This is a genomic window from Halonotius sp. F2-221B, from assembly GCF_046719765.1.
In the GTDB taxonomy this organism is placed as follows: domain Archaea; phylum Halobacteriota; class Halobacteria; order Halobacteriales; family Haloferacaceae; genus Halonotius.
In genome coordinates this window covers 1-14,141 of record NZ_JABEBY010000005.1, presented here as the reverse complement: position 1 = coordinate 14,141, position 14,141 = coordinate 1, and the positions used below count along the sequence as shown (strand labels likewise).

The following is a 14,141-nucleotide window of genomic DNA, read 5'->3' as shown; positions in this document are numbered from 1 at the left end:
CCCGCCCCGACCCTCGGTATGTTCCCGGCGGCCGACGACTACGACATCGAGATCGCGGTCGACGAGTCGGCCGTCGACGACCTGCTAGCTGTCGAGCCGAACGATGTCGAGCCACCGGCCGAGCTCACCTTCTCGCGCAATGTCTTCGTCCCGCTGACGACCGCCTGTCGGTACACCTGTAGCTACTGCACCTACTATGACGTGCCAGGCGAGGCGACGCTCATGTCGCCGGAGGCGATCCGCGATGTCGTCGAAACCGGCGTCGACGCCGGCTGTACCGAGGCGCTGTTCACCTTTGGCGACAAGCCCGATGACCGCTACACTGAGATCCACCGCCAGCTCGATGAGTGGGGGTACGATTCGATTATTGACTACCTCTCTGCGGCCTGTGAGATCGCGCTTGACGAGGGTCTGCTCCCACACTCCAACCCCGGCGACATCACCGAATCGGAGTTCCACACCCTCCGCGATGTCAACGCGTCGATGGGCGTCATGCTGGAAACAACAGCCGATGTCGACGCCCACAGCGGCAGCCGCCGGAAGACCCCCGGCCAGCGACTCAACACGATCCGCGCCGCGGGTCGTGCTGGCGTGCCGTTCACGACGGGCCTGCTCGTCGGCATCGGCGAGACCTGGCGGGATCGCGCCGAGAGCCTGCTGGCGATCCGTGAGCTCCACGAGCGATACGGCCACATTCAGGAGGTCATCATCCAGAATGTCGTACCCAACGAGCGATCGGACTTCGACCAGCCCTCTGTCGCAACGATGCGCCGGGCGGTGGCGATGGCACGGGCCGCCCTGCCAGAGGAGGTCTCGGTGCAAGTTCCCCCAAACCTCTCGCCGACCGGCGAGCTGATCGACTGCGGCGTCGACGACCTCGGCGGGGTTTCGCCGGTGACAGATGACTACATCAATCCGGACTACGCCTGGCCCGCCCTCAACGAACTCAACGCGATCGCTGACGACGCGGGCCTGCCGCTGTACGAGCGGCTCCCGGTGTACGATCGGTATCTCCCGGCGGCGGTTCGCCGTGATGATGTTGCGCCCGCAGCCGATCCTGTCGATACCGCCGCCGACAATGACGCGTGGCTGTCGTCGCGGATTCAGTCGGCAGTAACCACCGACACCGCTGCTGGTCGTCGGTATCGTGCTGTCGCCGGCCGGCACCGACACCCGGTGACACAGCCCTGAGTCCCCTGGATTCGACGGAACTGCTGCGTGCCATCAGTCCGGTTTCAGTCGTCGGCGGCGATGCGATCCTCGTCGGCTGGCTGGAGCATCGGTGTCCCGTCGGCCCGCGGTCCGAGCGTTGGGCCATACTTGGCGTCGTCTTCGTCTGTGACGCTGATCGGCCGTTTCGTTCGGTAGTCGGTCGAGCGCTCGACGGGGCGGCGGCCGATCGCCGCGATCATCTCGACGTAGTCGCCGACACCCCGGAACTCGCCGTAGCTCCCGCCGGCCCGTTTGGTGATCTCCTCGGAGAGGATCGTCCCCATAAAGTCGTTCGCACCGCAGTTCAGGAGTTTGAGCCCCTTCGAATCGCCGTATTTGACCCATGAGCTTTGGATGTTGTCGATGTTGTCGAAAAAGAGCCGCGAGACCGCGATCATCAACTCGTCTTCGGCGTCGCTCGCGCCGCCGTCGACGACGCCATGTTCGTACAGTGGTGTGTTCTGGTGGACGAATGAGAGGGGCACGAACTCCCGAATCCCGCCGGTGCGATCCTGGAGGTCGCGGACGCGTTTGAGGTGCATCGCCCGATGCATGGCGTTGTCGACGTGGCCGTACATGATCGTCGCCGTTGTATCGAGTCCGGCGGCCATCGCACCCTCCATCGCCTCGATCCACTCGTCGCTGCTGATCTTTCCCGGACAGATCACATCACGAACCTCCTCGACGAGGATCTCGGCGGCTGTGCCGGGTGCGGAGTTGAGGCCAGCGGTGCGTAATCGGCGGTAGACCTCTTCGTAGCTCCAGTCGGTGCCGCGGCGGGCGTGGTAGGCCTCCTCGGGGGTCATCGAGTGGACGTGCACCCCATCGACCGACATGGCGTCGATCTGTTCAGTGTAGGTGCCGGGATCGGTTGCGTAGACGGCTGGTGGCTTGTAGTTCACCGCGCGGGCCGGTTCGTCGTAGCCCGCGAGGATCTCGTGGTGCTCGTCGTTGAGGGCGAAGGCGGGGTGGAGCCCCGAGACCGAACAGACCTCCGAGATCCCCAGATCGAGGGCGTCGTCGACGATCCGGCGGGAGTCGGCGGGCGTTTTCGTGAAGCCGGCATGGTCGGCCTCGTGGTCGGCCTCGAACTGGTGGGCTGTATCCTTGAAATTGCAGAACAGACAGCCCACGTTGCAGGCGGTGGTGACGTTGTTGTTGAGGTTGGCGACGAAGGTTACGTCGTCGCCGACCTCCTCGGCCCGTCGGCGGTCGGCGAGTTCGAGGACGGCCTCCTTGCGCTCGTGGTTGATCCCGTCGCGGTCAGTGCCGGTGGTCAGCAGTTCGACGGCGTCGTCGACGGTCAGTCGGTCGCCGTCCCGTGCCTTGGCGAGAGCGTTCTCAAATGACTGATCGCTCTCGGCGGTGTGCTCGAAGCTGATATCGGCGGCGTTGAGGTCGGCGGCCGACCGGCGGCTCATTACCGGACGGTGGGTCGTGCCGACTAAAAAGCGGTCGGTCGCGGCGGTCGCCACCGGCACCGGAACCTTACGATCGGCGCGACGAGACGGCGAACTGAAAGCTTGATAGGCGTGGCCGCCGCCGGTTGGAGCATGACCAGCGTCAAGGAGTTTCGGGTCGACCGCGAGCCCACCGACAGCGACCTCGGCGCGGGCCGGTTCGTGTTCACCGACGCCTACTCCGTTTTTGATTGGGGACAGATGCCCGATGCGATTCCAGAGAAGGGAGCTAGTCTCTGTACGATGGGTGCGTTCAACTTCGACCGCCTCGCCGACGCCGGTGTGTCGACCCACTACGAGGGTGTCGTCGACAGCGACGGCGCGGTCGTCGAGTTGGCTGACTGTGAGACCCCGCCGACCGAGATGGCGATCCAGCTTACACAGGTGCCCGACCTCCCGTACGACAGCCGGACGGGATACGACTACGACGCCTACCACGACGCCGTTGGCGACCATTTCCTGATCCCACTGGAGATCGTCTTCCGCAACACCGTCCCGGTCGGCTCCAGCCTCCGGAAGCGCGGTGAGCCCCGCGAGTACGGCCTCGATAGCGACGAGTGGCCCGACGAGAAGGTCGCACTGCCCGAGCCTGTTGTTGAGTTTTCGACCAAGTACGAGGAACAGGATCGGTATCTCAGCCGCGACGAAGCCGACGAAATAGCCGGCATCGCCGACATCGATTCCCTCGAATCGATCGCGCTGTCGGTCAACGAGCTGTTGAACGAGCAGGCGGCCGACGCCGGCTTCACCCACGAGGACGGCAAGATCGAGTGCCTCTACGCCGATGGCGAGGTTCGCGTCGCCGACGTGGTCGGCACCTTCGACGAAAACCGGTTTTCGGTGGACGGTCACCAACTTTCGAAGGAGGTGATCCGGCAGTACTACAAACGCGAACAGCCCGAGTGGGTCGAGGCTGTCGCCGCGGCGAAGGAAAACGTCGCCGACGCCGACGGCGCGGACTGGCGGCCGCTCTGTGCGATCGATCCGATCTCGCTGCCGGATTCGGTGCTGACGGCGGTTGCCGATATGTACACCGCGGGTGCCAACGCCTACACCGGCACCGCATGGTTTGACGCGCCACCGCTGGACGACGCAGTTGCGGCGATAAAAAGGCTGTAGGATGGCGGCTGTTGCCGATCAGTCGTCGGCTGCCTGCGGCGACTCGGTCGGGCCGAGCGGTTCTTTCGGCTTGATCGGGGAGCCCTCTTCGAGCCCCTGCTCGGCGAGAGCCATACTGCCCATCACCTCGATGATGAGGCGGTTGGCGAGCCCGCTGGTGACGCCGCCGTTGTAGGAGTTGGTGTCGCTGGTGTCGTAGGCCGGCGAGACCTCGACGATATCGAAGCCGAAGTCCTCGGGATCGAGGGCCTTGACGACCTCACGCACCATGTAGATCGCCTCCCGGGGGATCAGTCCACCAGGCTCTGGCTCGCCGGTGCCGGGCGCGTAGGCGGGTTCCATCACGTCAACATCGAAGGAGACCCACACCGCGTCGGTGCCGTCGGTCGCCCGCTGGACGGCGTCGGCGACGATCTCGTCGAGATCCATGTTGCCGACCTCCATCGAGGTGTACCATTTCATATCCGCTTCGCGCATCTCCTCGTAGGTGTCCGGACCGGGCCAGAAGCCACGCGGGCCGATCAGGGTGTAGTTCTCGCCGTCCATGATCCCCTCATCGAAGACCCGCTTGACCCACGCGCCGTGGTCGTACTCGAAGCCGGTCAGCCCGTCGTCGCCGGTGTCGGCGTGGCAGTCGAAGTGGATGAGGCCGATGTCGTCGTAATCGTTGGCCTCGGCCCATCCCTTGATGTCGGGGTAGGAGATCGAGTGGTCGCCGCCGATGACGATCGGCGTTGCCTGCTCGCTGATCTCGTAGACGGCGTCCTCGATGTTGAGCTGGCTCTGGCGGGTGTCGCCGGGTGAGACCGCCGCATCGCCGGTGTCGGCGACGCTGAAGGTGTCGAAGGGGTCGACGCCGGTTTCGATGTTGAAGTGCTCGTATGGCGGCGAGGGCACTGTCGAGGCTGCGCGCACTGCACGCGGCCCGTAGCGGGTGCCGGGACGGATCGTTGTCGCCGTATCCAGCGGCGCGCCGATGATGCCGATGTCGACGTCCTCCTCAGCCAACTCGTCGCGGTCAACCTCGGGGAGTTTGAGGAAGGTTGGGATGCCGCTGAAGATGGGTTCGTTTGATTCCTTGTACTGATCGCCGTAGATGTCTTCGCCTGATCGGTCGTCTGTCATAGGTTGTTATCTCGTGCAATCCCGAGCCTGCGGTGACTCGTTGTTGCCCACCCGGATGGAGATTCAGATCATACTAAAGCGTTTCTTGGATGAAGTTCAAGCTATCGGGGTGTTTAGGTGCAAACTCGAACAGTTTGATGCACCTTATATTCCTTAATGACCGTTCTGGGTGACGACATCCGGGCTCTCCCGGAAGGCGAGATGTGTTGCCACATCGAGGGTGTCCCCGGTGTGGCGCGCGCTCCGCTCGAAGAGCAGATGACACCGGTGGAGCGCGAGTAGCGGCTCCGGTCGGGCGGCTTCCAGGTGGTCGATGGCGGCTGTCGAGGCGGTATCAAACCGTGTGAGTTTCTCGCGGGCTGTTGTTACCTGGCTGTACTCCGGGTCGATAACGGCGTCCCTGACGGTCTCAGCGGCCGCATCGAGAGCCTCATGTACCGATGTGATCCCCTCGGCGACCTCGTTGTCAAGCGGCTCGGTTATCTCCTCGGCGGCGATCGTGGCGATCTCGTCGGCGATCCCGGCCATCAGGGCGATATCCTGGGCCGCCGACCGGTAGCCGATCAGCGGGAACCCCGACCCGACGCCGACGGCCTGGTTGAGCTGGGGGTTCCGGTAGGTCGTAAACACGAGCCGCAGGAACAGCGAAAACAGCTTTTCGAGCTGCGGGCTCCGATCCTGTGCCCGGCGGGCCGCCTCGGGGTCGGCCGCCAACAGCGCGTCGACCGCGCTTGAGCGGATCGTTGCCTCGGTGCGACCCAGCCGCCCGAACAGCGTCGGCAGATCGAAGTCGTCGGGATCGACCGAACACCGGATCGTGATGTGAGTTGCCGACTCCTCGACGATCCCCAACCCCATCAGCCGGCGTTCGGCATCGAGGACGGCGTCGTACTGTGCGGCGGTGAGGGCCTCGTCGGCTTCGATCCGGATGAACCCGCGACCGAGCACATACTGGGTGACAACCGCCCGCGAGAGCGCGTCGGCACTCATCGTATCGGCGGAGATCGTCGTTTCGGTCTCGGTCAGCGCGGGTTGGGCTGGCGTCACAAGCAGCGAGTTGCCGTTTTCGTCGCGCTGGACGATCAGCTCATCACCTTTCATGAGATCATGGCGGTGGGCCCACTCGGCCGGCACCGTCACCGCCAATGTTGAAGAACCCAACTGCTGGGCTTTCCGGCGGATCTGGCGATCATCACCTTTCATCTACGGCACCTCAGAAGTTGTGCATGCGAAACCATGTGGCTGAAAAAGCAATCGTACTTGTGTTGTATAAACGTCAGGGTGTTCGTTCAAACAATTATAACCGAAGACAGGAAAATGGGTGCCGTTACTCCTCGTCCTCGCCGCCGGCGACGATGGTGCGGCGACCATCACGGTCGAGGGTGCGGACGCCGTAGCTGTCCTTCGTGGCGTAGGCGACAGCGACGAAGACAACGAGGCTGACCCCAGCGGCGATAAATGTCGGTAGCCCGTCGAAGGAAGCGGTGAAGATGTCGTTTTCGATGTACAGGAGCGTGTTCTCGTAGGCGTAGGTGGTTGGAACCAGGACGAACAGTCCGAGCCGCGTCAGCGAGCCGCCGACCATCGAGGCCAGCGCGGCCGGCGTGGTCGCCATATCCGGCCAGTAGAGTCCCATCACCAGCGGGACGAACGCGCCTGCCAGCATGATGTCAAACGCCAACACGAGCAACATCCCAGTCGCCGAGACCCGAATAGCGAAAAAGATGCCAAGCAGCGTGATCGGAACCGACATCAGTCGGGTGACCGTCAGCAGCTTGTCGCTGTCGGTGCCAAGCAGCCCGCCGTCGCTCCCGTTGTCGTCGCTCGTGCCGCCATCGGTGGCGACCGCTTCGCTTTCGTCAACGCGGATGTTGCCGATGTTGCGAGCGATGACCGCCGAGGTGCCGAGGATCGCCCCATCGCTTGTCGAGAAGGATGCTGCGAGGATCCCGGCGATAACAAGCGCGCCGAGCCACGGCGGCACCGCGTTTTGCAACAGGGTGTAGAGGACGGCTTGCCCGCCGCTTTCGACGCCGAGCGACGCGAGAATTGGGTTCGCCGACAGCGCGACGATCGAAAACGGGATCCCGATGATCAGGGTGCCGGCAGCACCGATAAAGCAGGCCTTCCGGGCGGTTTCGGGGCTGTCAGCCGCGAACACCCGCTCCATGAAGTCGATGGCGACGATGTCGCCGAGCCCGAGGGCGACGATGGTGGCGAGGTTGATGTAGGCACCCTGACTCGGATCAGTTAGTTGGCCAAGGTTTGTCGGGCCCATCCCCGAGGGGATGGTGATCCCGTACTGGCTCGTCACGAAGATGATGAGCGCGATCGAGCCAACAAGGGCAACCCCGGCCTGCAGGAAGTCGGTGTAGGCAACCGAAAACAGGCCGCCGGCAACCGTGTACGCCAACACGAGGGCGGCGATGATGAAGACGCCCATCTGGAAGCTCGTGCCGACAAAGATCTCAAAGAGGAAGCCGCCGGCGACGAGGTTTCCCGCCAAGAGGAACGCGTAGGCAACCGACATGATGACGCTGGCGAGGATCTCGGCCGTCCGGCCGTACTTTCGGCGATAGAAGTCCGGCAGCGTCGTGAGGTTCATCCGGTTCATCGGCTTGGCGAAAAACAGCCCTGTCAGGAACAGACAGGTTGCCAGTCCGACTGGGAGTGCCGCCCCGGCCCAGAACCCGAAGGAGGCGACGAGATCTGTGTTTCCTAATGTTGCATTCGAGTCCAGCGATTGGGCCATCAGCGTCGCCGCCGCCAACGGGAGGATCAGCCCCCGGCCGGCGACGATGTAGTTGACGCTGTCGCCTTTCACCTTCCGGGCGACATAGAAGCCGATCCCCAGCATCGTGACGATGATGCCGATGATCCCATAGAGGATGACACTCATCGAATGCTCACCCCAACTTCGGCAGCACGTGATACGTGTTTGTCTATTCTTCCGCGCAAGCGGCGTTCTTTCGCGTGCATATTATCGACAAAGATGGAGATTCGTTCATCAATAAAAAGCTCTGGCCTGTATTTGTATATTTACTTGTGCACCGCGGGTGTAGACATAAACTACGCCCATCCGTACCAGCATATATAAACAGTTTGTACACCCACCAGCGGCTCCCGGTCGGTGATGAGGGGTTAGAGCCGCGCCAGCCGTCTGCCCGTGTCAGCTTCGACCCGAAGTTCCCGCCACTCAAGCAGGCCGTGTTTGAATCCGCGGTAGCTCAACGCCGCCCCATGTGGTGCGAAGATGACGAGGGCGAACGGTTCCGGGATCGAGCGTTTGTCGATCCGCGTGAGCCCCGAGATCGACTCCGAGCTGGTGTGAGAGTGATAAAACACGCGTGGCGGCGGTGGCACCCGCTCGTCGACGGTCGTCTCAAACCGGCGTTTCGGGATCGACGACTCGTTTGGGATCGGAATATGGCGGGTCGCCCGGAGGTGACGCCCGCGCCGCCGACAGCCGAGAAAGCCGCCGGCCTCGTTGGGATGGTGGGTTGCGACGTGGCTCTCGATGGACGTACGGATCGGCGGCGGGATGACAACGGTTCGGATCGGCCAGGGAACCACACCACCGTTTCTCGCCGCTGCGGCACAGTCCTTTCGCCTCGGTCAGTCGTCAGCGATACCTGGCGTCTCGCTGAGATCGAGATCGTCGTCGACCGGCTTGGCCGGGTTGGCGTCCTGTGCTGTCGGCGACAATCCGAGTTGGTAGTTGTCGGGATCGGCCCCATCACGCAGACTCGTCCGGCCGCGGTGGACGGCGACCGCGTCGTCGAGATGGAGTTCAACCGCTTCCAGCAGCGCCTCGGCCTCAAGTGGCTGGCCGCGGGCTTTGATCTCATCGATGAGCGCGTCGTCCGGCACGTCGAAGGCGCGCTGGGTGATGATCGGCCCCTGATCGAGGTCGGTCGTCACATAGTGGGCGGTGACGCCGGCGATGCGGACGCCCTCTTCCTTGGCCTGCCGGTAGGCAGCCGCCCCGGGGAAGGAGGGTAACAGACTCGGGTGGATGTTGATGATCCGATCCTCATACCGGAAGACGATCTTCGGGCCGAGAATCCGCATGTATCGCGCGAGGACGATCAGATCCACGTCGTGTTCGGCTAAGATATCGAGCATCCGATCCTCGTCGGGTGAGCCCTTGCCGTCGCCGATATCGTAGAACGGGATATCGGTTGGTTCGACCACATCCCGGAGGGTTCCGCGGTTGCTGATGACCGCCGAGATCTCCACATCGAGGTCGCCGTCGGCGGAGGCAGCTTCCATCAGTGCCTCCAGACAGTGGGATTCCTTGGTGACACAGACGGCGATCCGCCGGGTCTCCCGGTCGCTGGGGAACCGCACCTGGATCTCGACGCCGAGTTCGCGGCCCAGCTCCGAGAGGGCATCGCGGAGGTCGTCGCGCTCGCAGGTCATCTCGCCGGTGTCGACCCGCATCGACATCCGGAAGAGGCCATCCCGAACCGCCTGATCGAGGTCCTCGATGTTGATGCCGCGCTCGAACAGGAGAGTGGTGACCCGGGCGATCAGGCCGGTCTTATCGCCCCCGATCACGGTGATCTCGGTGAGTTCGGTCGTCATCGCCACACCTCCGTCTCGTCGTCGTCGTGAGTCATGCCCGGGCGAACGCCACCGCCGGCCAAAAGCGTGTTCATCCGGCCACAGGCCTGCTTCGAGGGGGCTGCCGGGGAATGATTAAGTGGACAGCCGCGGTGGTGGTAGCCAGATGGCTGACGATTCGGAGGGGATGTTGTCGTGGGACGAATCCGTGTTCCGCAACGAACACGTCTTCGAGATCGACTACCTCCCCGAGACCTTCCACCACCGCGAAAGCCAACTGGAGAGCCTGAAGTACGCTCTCCGCCCCGCGGTCAGAGGGTCGCGGCCGCTCAACACGATGATCCGTGGGCCGCCCGGCACCGGGAAAACGACCGCCGTCCAGAAACTGTTTGGCGAACTCGGCGGGAAAAGCGACATCGAGGTCGTCCGGGTCAACTGCCAGGTCGATTCGACGCGATACGCCGTCTTTTCACGCCTCTTTGAGGGCGTCTTCGAGTACGAGCCGCCGGCCTCCGGCATCTCCTTCAAGAAGCTCTTCGGCCAACTGACCGACCGTCTGGTCGAAGAGGAGACGGTTCTCGTCGTCGCCTTAGACGACATCAACTACCTGTTTTACGAAAACGAGGCCGGCGACACGCTGTACTCGCTGCTGCGCGCCCACGAGGTGCATTCGGGGGCAAAGATCGGTGTCATCGTCGTCTCCTCGGATCTCTCGCTTGATGTTATCGACGACCTCGACGGCCGGGTACAGAGCGTCTTCCGGCCCGAGGAGATCTACTTTCCGCGCTACTCCACCGATGAGATCGCCTCGATCCTCCGGGAACGGGTCAAGCGTGGCTTCCATGAGGGCGTCATCGGGAGCCCGGAGCTCGATACGGTCACGGAGTACACCGCCGACAGCGGCGACCTTCGGGTCGGCATCGACCTGCTGCGTCGGGCCGGCCTCCACGCCGAGATGCGGGCCTCCCGTACCATCACCGAGGAGGATATCGATGCCGCCTACGAGAAGTCGAAACACGTCCACCTCTCGCGGTGTCTGGACGGGCTCTCGGAGTCCGAACGCGCCCTGATCGAGGTGTTGCTTGACCACGACGGCAAACAGGCCGGTGAGGTCTATGAGGTCTTCAGCGAGGAGACCGGGCTGGGGTACACCCGCTACTCCGAGCTGGTCAACAAACTCGACCAGCTTGGGCTGATCACCGCCACGTACGCCGATGTCGACGGGCGGGGTCGCTCCCGGGAGCTCAGCCTTGACTACGAACAATCGGCCATCGTCGACCGCCTTGAGTAAGGTTTCGCCGGGATCGCTGATCTGGTCGCGGCCCCACGCGAGGTCGACTGCCTCCGATAGCTGTATGTCTCTCCGTGAGACACCCTCAGGCATGAAATCGACTGGCGGCAGCGACGCCGCGAAACGACGTGCCGGCGAGGCCGCAGCCGACACCGTTGAGGCGGGGATGGTTGTCGGTCTCGGCACCGGGAGTACCGCCGCCTACGCGATCGAGGCACTGGGTGATGCTGTCGATGGCGGCCTCGATATCGTCGGCGTGCCAACCTCCTTTGGGGCGCGTCAACGCGCCATCGACTGCGGCATTCCCCTCTGCAGCCTTGATGCGGTCGATGAGATCGATATCGCTATCGACGGAGCCGATCAGTTCGTCGACGATACCGGCAGCTGTCTCAAAGGCGGCGGTGCGGCCCACAGCCGGGAGAAACTCGTCGCCAGCGCGGCCGACACCGTTCACATCGTCGTCGACGAGACGAAACTGACCGACGCCCTCGACCATCCGGTGCCGCTCGAAGTGCTGCCGGATGCCCACACTGTCGTCGCCGATGCCGCCCGCTCACTTGACGGGGAGCCGACGCTCCGTGATGCGGCCAACAAGGATGGCCCGGTCGTCACCGACAACGGGAATCTTGTCTGCGATGTCGACTTCGGAACGATTTCCGATCCCGCCTCATTGGCGACACACCTCTCGGCGGTGCCGGGCGTCGTCGAACACGGATTGTTCGTCGACTGTGCGACAGCGGTCTCGGTCGGGCGTGCTGACGGCGTCTCGACGACGACGTACTGAGCTCGCAGAGAGCGATGTCACTCCTCGGTGCTGAAAAAAGCAGGAACAACAGACGCCGACTTAGAGGTCGCGCGGCTGCACCGTCTTCCGGTCGTTATCCTCGGCGCGTCGGGCTGCGTCTTCGAGCAGCTCCTCGACTTCCGCGTCGAGTGCGTCGTAGAAATCCGAAGCTACGTTCTTGTCGCTCAGGGCCTCTTTGACCGCTGCTTTGACGATAAGATCTGCCATGCAGTGCGTCGTACCCAAGCCTCCATAATAAGGATTACCATGTCCCGACGCGCATCTCCGCGGATCCGGTCGGTCTGAGTGCTGTGTGCACCGAATTGTCGACTCATCGATCTCCGGAGACGGTGGCTTTATATATTACAAGGGCCGCCTGACAGCTACCGCAGCGACCGAACCGTCTTATGCCCACCGCCGACACCGCCGACACTGCCGACCACTACGTCTACATCCTCCGGTGTGCCGACGACAGCTACTACACCGGCTACACCACCGACCCCGACCGCCGGCTGGCCGAACACAACGCCGGCGAGGGGGCAAAATACACTCGTGGCCGAACACCGGTCGAGCCCGTCTTTCTCGCCGCGTTTGACTCCCGATCCGCCGCGATGGCCCGCGAGTACGAGATCAAACAGCTCCGCCGAAGCGAAAAGGAACAGCTCATCGCCGACGCCGACGAGTTACCGTGGCCGGGTGACGGGATCGATAGCGACGATGAGTAATCGATCGGCTTCGACGGTGTGGCAACTCCTCTCGCGGGCTGCGCGCCGAAGTGGAAACGCTTTACCCCGCTGCCCGGGATCGATTCGGTATGAAGGTACTCGTCACGGATCCGATCGACGACGCGGGCCTCGATCGGCTGCGTGAGGCTGGCCATGAGGTGCAGACCGAGTATAAAATCGACGGCGACGACCTGCTTGACGCGGTCGCCGACGCCAACGCCCTGATCGTCCGCTCGGGCACCGACGTGAGCGAGGCGATCTTCGAGGCGGCCGACGACCTCGTGATCGTCGGGCGTGCCGGCATCGGCGTCGACAACATCGACATCGAGGCCGCCACCGACCACGGCGTCATCGTCGCCAACGCCCCGCAGGGCAACGTCCGTGCGGCGGCCGAACACACGGTTGCGATGGCGTTCGCCGCCGCTCGCTGGATCCCGCAGGCTCACACCCGCCTGAAAGACGGCGAGTGGGCAAAATCAGATTATCTGGGCTACGAGGTCAACAACAAGACGCTGGGGATCGTCGGGCTTGGCCGCGTCGGCCAGGAGGTCGCCAAACGCCTCGACAGCCTCGGGATGGATCTTGTCGTCTTCGACCCTTACATCTCCGAGGAGCGGGCCGCCCAGTTCGGCGCGGAGCTCATCGACGACCTCGATGAGTGTCTCAAACTCGCCGACTTCGTGACGATTCACACGCCGCTACTGCCGGAGACAGAAAACATGATCGGGAGCGACGAGCTGGAGTTGCTCGACGATGGCTTCCTCATCAACTGCGCCCGCGGCGGGATCGTCGACGAGGACGCTCTCGCCGAGGCTGTCGAAAACGGCCCGATGGCCGGCGCAGCGCTCGACGTGTTCGCCGAGGAGCCCGTCAGCGAGGACTCGCCGCTGCTCGATGTTGACGAGATTGTCGTCACGCCACACCTCGGCGCGTCGACGGAGGCCGCCCAGGAGAACGTCGCCGTCGACACCGCCGAGCAGGTCGTCGCGGCGTTCAACGACGAACCGGTGCTCAACGCCTTGAACGCGCCGTCGGTCGACGAGACCGCGTTCCCCCGGATCAAGCCGTATCTCGGCCTTGCGGAGACGGCGGGCAAGATCGCCGCCAATCTGCTCGGTGAGCGTATCGAATCCGTTGAGGTCACCTACGAGGGTGACATCGCCGAGGAAGACATCGACCTTGTTACCGCCAGCGCGCTCAAAGGCGTCTTCACGCCGCTTGAGTGGCAGGTCAACTCCGTCAACGCCCCACAGCTCGCGGAGGATCGCGGTATCGACGTGACCGAGTCGAAAACCCGACAGACCGATGACTTCCAGAGTCTCGTCAGCGTTCGCGTTGCCGACGGCGACGAGGAGATCACGGTCTCGGGGACACTGTTCGCCGGCGATGACCCCCGGATCGTCCGCATCGACGGCTACCGCGTCGACGCGATCCCGTCGGGCCACATGGTCGTCGCACGCAACAAGGATGCCCCGGGCGTGATCGGCTTTATCGGCAGCATCCTCGGCGACAACGATATCAACATCGCCGGCATGTTCAACGCCCGCGAGACGATCGGCGGCGAGGCGCTGACCGTCTACAATCTGGATGTCGATGTTCCGGATGACGTTGTCGATCAACTGCTTGCCGACGACCGCATTACCGATATCACGGCGATCACGCTGGACGACGAGTAATAACAGCTTGTTCGACTCTGTTGGGTAATTCGTCACAAATCGGTTGATTGCCTATCGGTGGAGAATATCCTTGCTCAATAGTCCTCGATACGCCTGTATAATTGTACGCTCATCTGTAGCGATGAGTACTTCTTTTGTGAACGGAGCTCGTAACTGGTCTCAAGATGGTCAGCAGAGAGAGCG

At 63.3% G+C, this 14,141-nt stretch carries 13 protein-coding genes; 6 read left to right on the top strand and 7 right to left on the bottom strand.

Annotation, left to right across the window (positions count from 1 at the left end; translation table 11 throughout):
- Positions 1–18: 18 nt before the first annotated feature.
- Positions 19–1,191: a 7,8-didemethyl-8-hydroxy-5-deazariboflavin synthase subunit CofG gene (cofG, locus tag HKK80_RS04450; protein WP_411798418.1), complete on the top strand. Its 1,173-nt coding sequence runs from the start codon at positions 19–21 to the stop codon at positions 1,189–1,191.
- A gap of 44 nt (positions 1,192–1,235) precedes the next feature.
- Here the strand turns inward: cofG and cofH are convergent, their stop codons facing one another.
- Positions 1,236–2,633 (bottom strand): 7,8-didemethyl-8-hydroxy-5-deazariboflavin synthase subunit CofH, encoded by a 1,398-nt coding sequence (gene cofH / locus HKK80_RS04445; RefSeq protein WP_411798417.1) that lies wholly within the window; start codon positions 2,631–2,633, stop codon positions 1,236–1,238.
- Positions 2,634–2,765: 132 nt separating this feature from the next.
- Here cofH and HKK80_RS04440 point away from each other — a divergent pair, with 132 nt between their 5' ends.
- Complete coding sequence (locus HKK80_RS04440; protein ID WP_411798416.1) at positions 2,766–3,791, top strand: phosphoribosylaminoimidazolesuccinocarboxamide synthase; 1,026 nt, start codon at positions 2,766–2,768, stop codon at positions 3,789–3,791.
- 18 nt (positions 3,792–3,809) lie between these two features.
- Here the strand turns inward: HKK80_RS04440 and HKK80_RS04435 are convergent, their stop codons facing one another.
- The 5 genes from HKK80_RS04435 to HKK80_RS04415 form a co-directional block, all read right to left on the bottom strand.
- Complete coding sequence (locus HKK80_RS04435) at positions 3,810–4,916, bottom strand: agmatinase family protein (protein WP_411798415.1); 1,107 nt, start codon at positions 4,914–4,916, stop codon at positions 3,810–3,812.
- A 153-nt stretch (positions 4,917–5,069) separates the two neighbouring features.
- The gene (locus tag HKK80_RS04430; RefSeq protein ID WP_411798414.1) at positions 5,070–6,119 is read right to left on the bottom strand and encodes an AbrB/MazE/SpoVT family DNA-binding domain-containing protein; all 1,050 of its coding nucleotides are present in this window, start codon (positions 6,117–6,119) and stop codon (positions 5,070–5,072) included.
- Positions 6,120–6,243: 124 nt separating this feature from the next.
- Complete coding sequence (locus HKK80_RS04425) at positions 6,244–7,815, bottom strand: sodium:solute symporter family protein (RefSeq protein ID WP_411798413.1); 1,572 nt, start codon at positions 7,813–7,815, stop codon at positions 6,244–6,246.
- Between the two features lie 242 nt (positions 7,816–8,057).
- Entirely contained in the window at positions 8,058–8,489 is a 432-nt protein-coding gene (locus HKK80_RS04420; protein ID WP_411798412.1) for a hypothetical protein, read from the bottom strand.
- Positions 8,490–8,531: 42 nt separating this feature from the next.
- Complete coding sequence (locus tag HKK80_RS04415) at positions 8,532–9,503, bottom strand: formyltetrahydrofolate deformylase (protein ID WP_411798411.1); 972 nt, start codon at positions 9,501–9,503, stop codon at positions 8,532–8,534.
- A gap of 145 nt (positions 9,504–9,648) precedes the next feature.
- Here HKK80_RS04415 and HKK80_RS04410 point away from each other — a divergent pair, with 145 nt between their 5' ends.
- Entirely contained in the window at positions 9,649–10,773 is a 1,125-nt protein-coding gene (locus HKK80_RS04410) for an ORC1-type DNA replication protein (RefSeq protein ID WP_411798410.1), read from the top strand.
- Between the two features lie 91 nt (positions 10,774–10,864).
- Complete coding sequence (gene rpiA, locus HKK80_RS04405; RefSeq protein WP_411798409.1) at positions 10,865–11,557, top strand: ribose-5-phosphate isomerase RpiA; 693 nt, start codon at positions 10,865–10,867, stop codon at positions 11,555–11,557.
- A 60-nt stretch (positions 11,558–11,617) separates the two neighbouring features.
- On the opposite strand, the gene HKK80_RS04400 is transcribed toward rpiA, so the two are convergent.
- Complete coding sequence (locus HKK80_RS04400) at positions 11,618–11,785, bottom strand: DUF1931 family protein (protein ID WP_021041298.1); 168 nt, start codon at positions 11,783–11,785, stop codon at positions 11,618–11,620.
- Between the two features lie 179 nt (positions 11,786–11,964).
- Here HKK80_RS04400 and HKK80_RS04395 point away from each other — a divergent pair, with 179 nt between their 5' ends.
- Positions 11,965–12,282: a GIY-YIG nuclease family protein gene (locus tag HKK80_RS04395; protein ID WP_411798408.1), complete on the top strand. Its 318-nt coding sequence runs from the start codon at positions 11,965–11,967 to the stop codon at positions 12,280–12,282.
- An 89-nt stretch (positions 12,283–12,371) separates the two neighbouring features.
- A complete protein-coding gene (serA, locus tag HKK80_RS04390; protein ID WP_411798407.1) occupies positions 12,372–13,958 on the top strand; it encodes a phosphoglycerate dehydrogenase in 1,587 nt (528 codons plus the stop codon).
- The last annotated feature ends 183 nt before the right edge of the window (positions 13,959–14,141 follow it).

What these genes read in the sequence shown, in the direction of transcription:
- cofG (WP_411798418.1), top strand. Translation starts at nt 19, where the DNA reads ATGTTCCCGGCGGCCGACGACTACGACATCGAGATCGCGGTCGACGAG.
- cofH (WP_411798417.1), bottom strand. Translation starts at nt 2,633, where the DNA reads ATGAGCCGCCGGTCGGCCGCCGACCTCAACGCCGCCGATATCAGCTTC.
- HKK80_RS04440 (WP_411798416.1), top strand. Translation starts at nt 2,766, where the DNA reads ATGACCAGCGTCAAGGAGTTTCGGGTCGACCGCGAGCCCACCGACAGC.
- HKK80_RS04435 (WP_411798415.1), bottom strand. Translation starts at nt 4,916, where the DNA reads ATGACAGACGACCGATCAGGCGAAGACATCTACGGCGATCAGTACAAG.
- HKK80_RS04430 (WP_411798414.1), bottom strand. Translation starts at nt 6,119, where the DNA reads ATGAAAGGTGATGATCGCCAGATCCGCCGGAAAGCCCAGCAGTTGGGT.
- HKK80_RS04425 (WP_411798413.1), bottom strand. Translation starts at nt 7,815, where the DNA reads ATGAGTGTCATCCTCTATGGGATCATCGGCATCATCGTCACGATGCTG.
- HKK80_RS04415 (WP_411798411.1), bottom strand. Translation starts at nt 9,503, where the DNA reads ATGACGACCGAACTCACCGAGATCACCGTGATCGGGGGCGATAAGACC.
- HKK80_RS04410 (WP_411798410.1), top strand. Translation starts at nt 9,649, where the DNA reads ATGGCTGACGATTCGGAGGGGATGTTGTCGTGGGACGAATCCGTGTTC.
- rpiA (WP_411798409.1), top strand. Translation starts at nt 10,865, where the DNA reads ATGAAATCGACTGGCGGCAGCGACGCCGCGAAACGACGTGCCGGCGAG.
- HKK80_RS04400 (WP_021041298.1), bottom strand. Translation starts at nt 11,785, where the DNA reads ATGGCAGATCTTATCGTCAAAGCAGCGGTCAAAGAGGCCCTGAGCGAC.
- HKK80_RS04395 (WP_411798408.1), top strand. Translation starts at nt 11,965, where the DNA reads ATGCCCACCGCCGACACCGCCGACACTGCCGACCACTACGTCTACATC.
- serA (WP_411798407.1), top strand. Translation starts at nt 12,372, where the DNA reads ATGAAGGTACTCGTCACGGATCCGATCGACGACGCGGGCCTCGATCGG.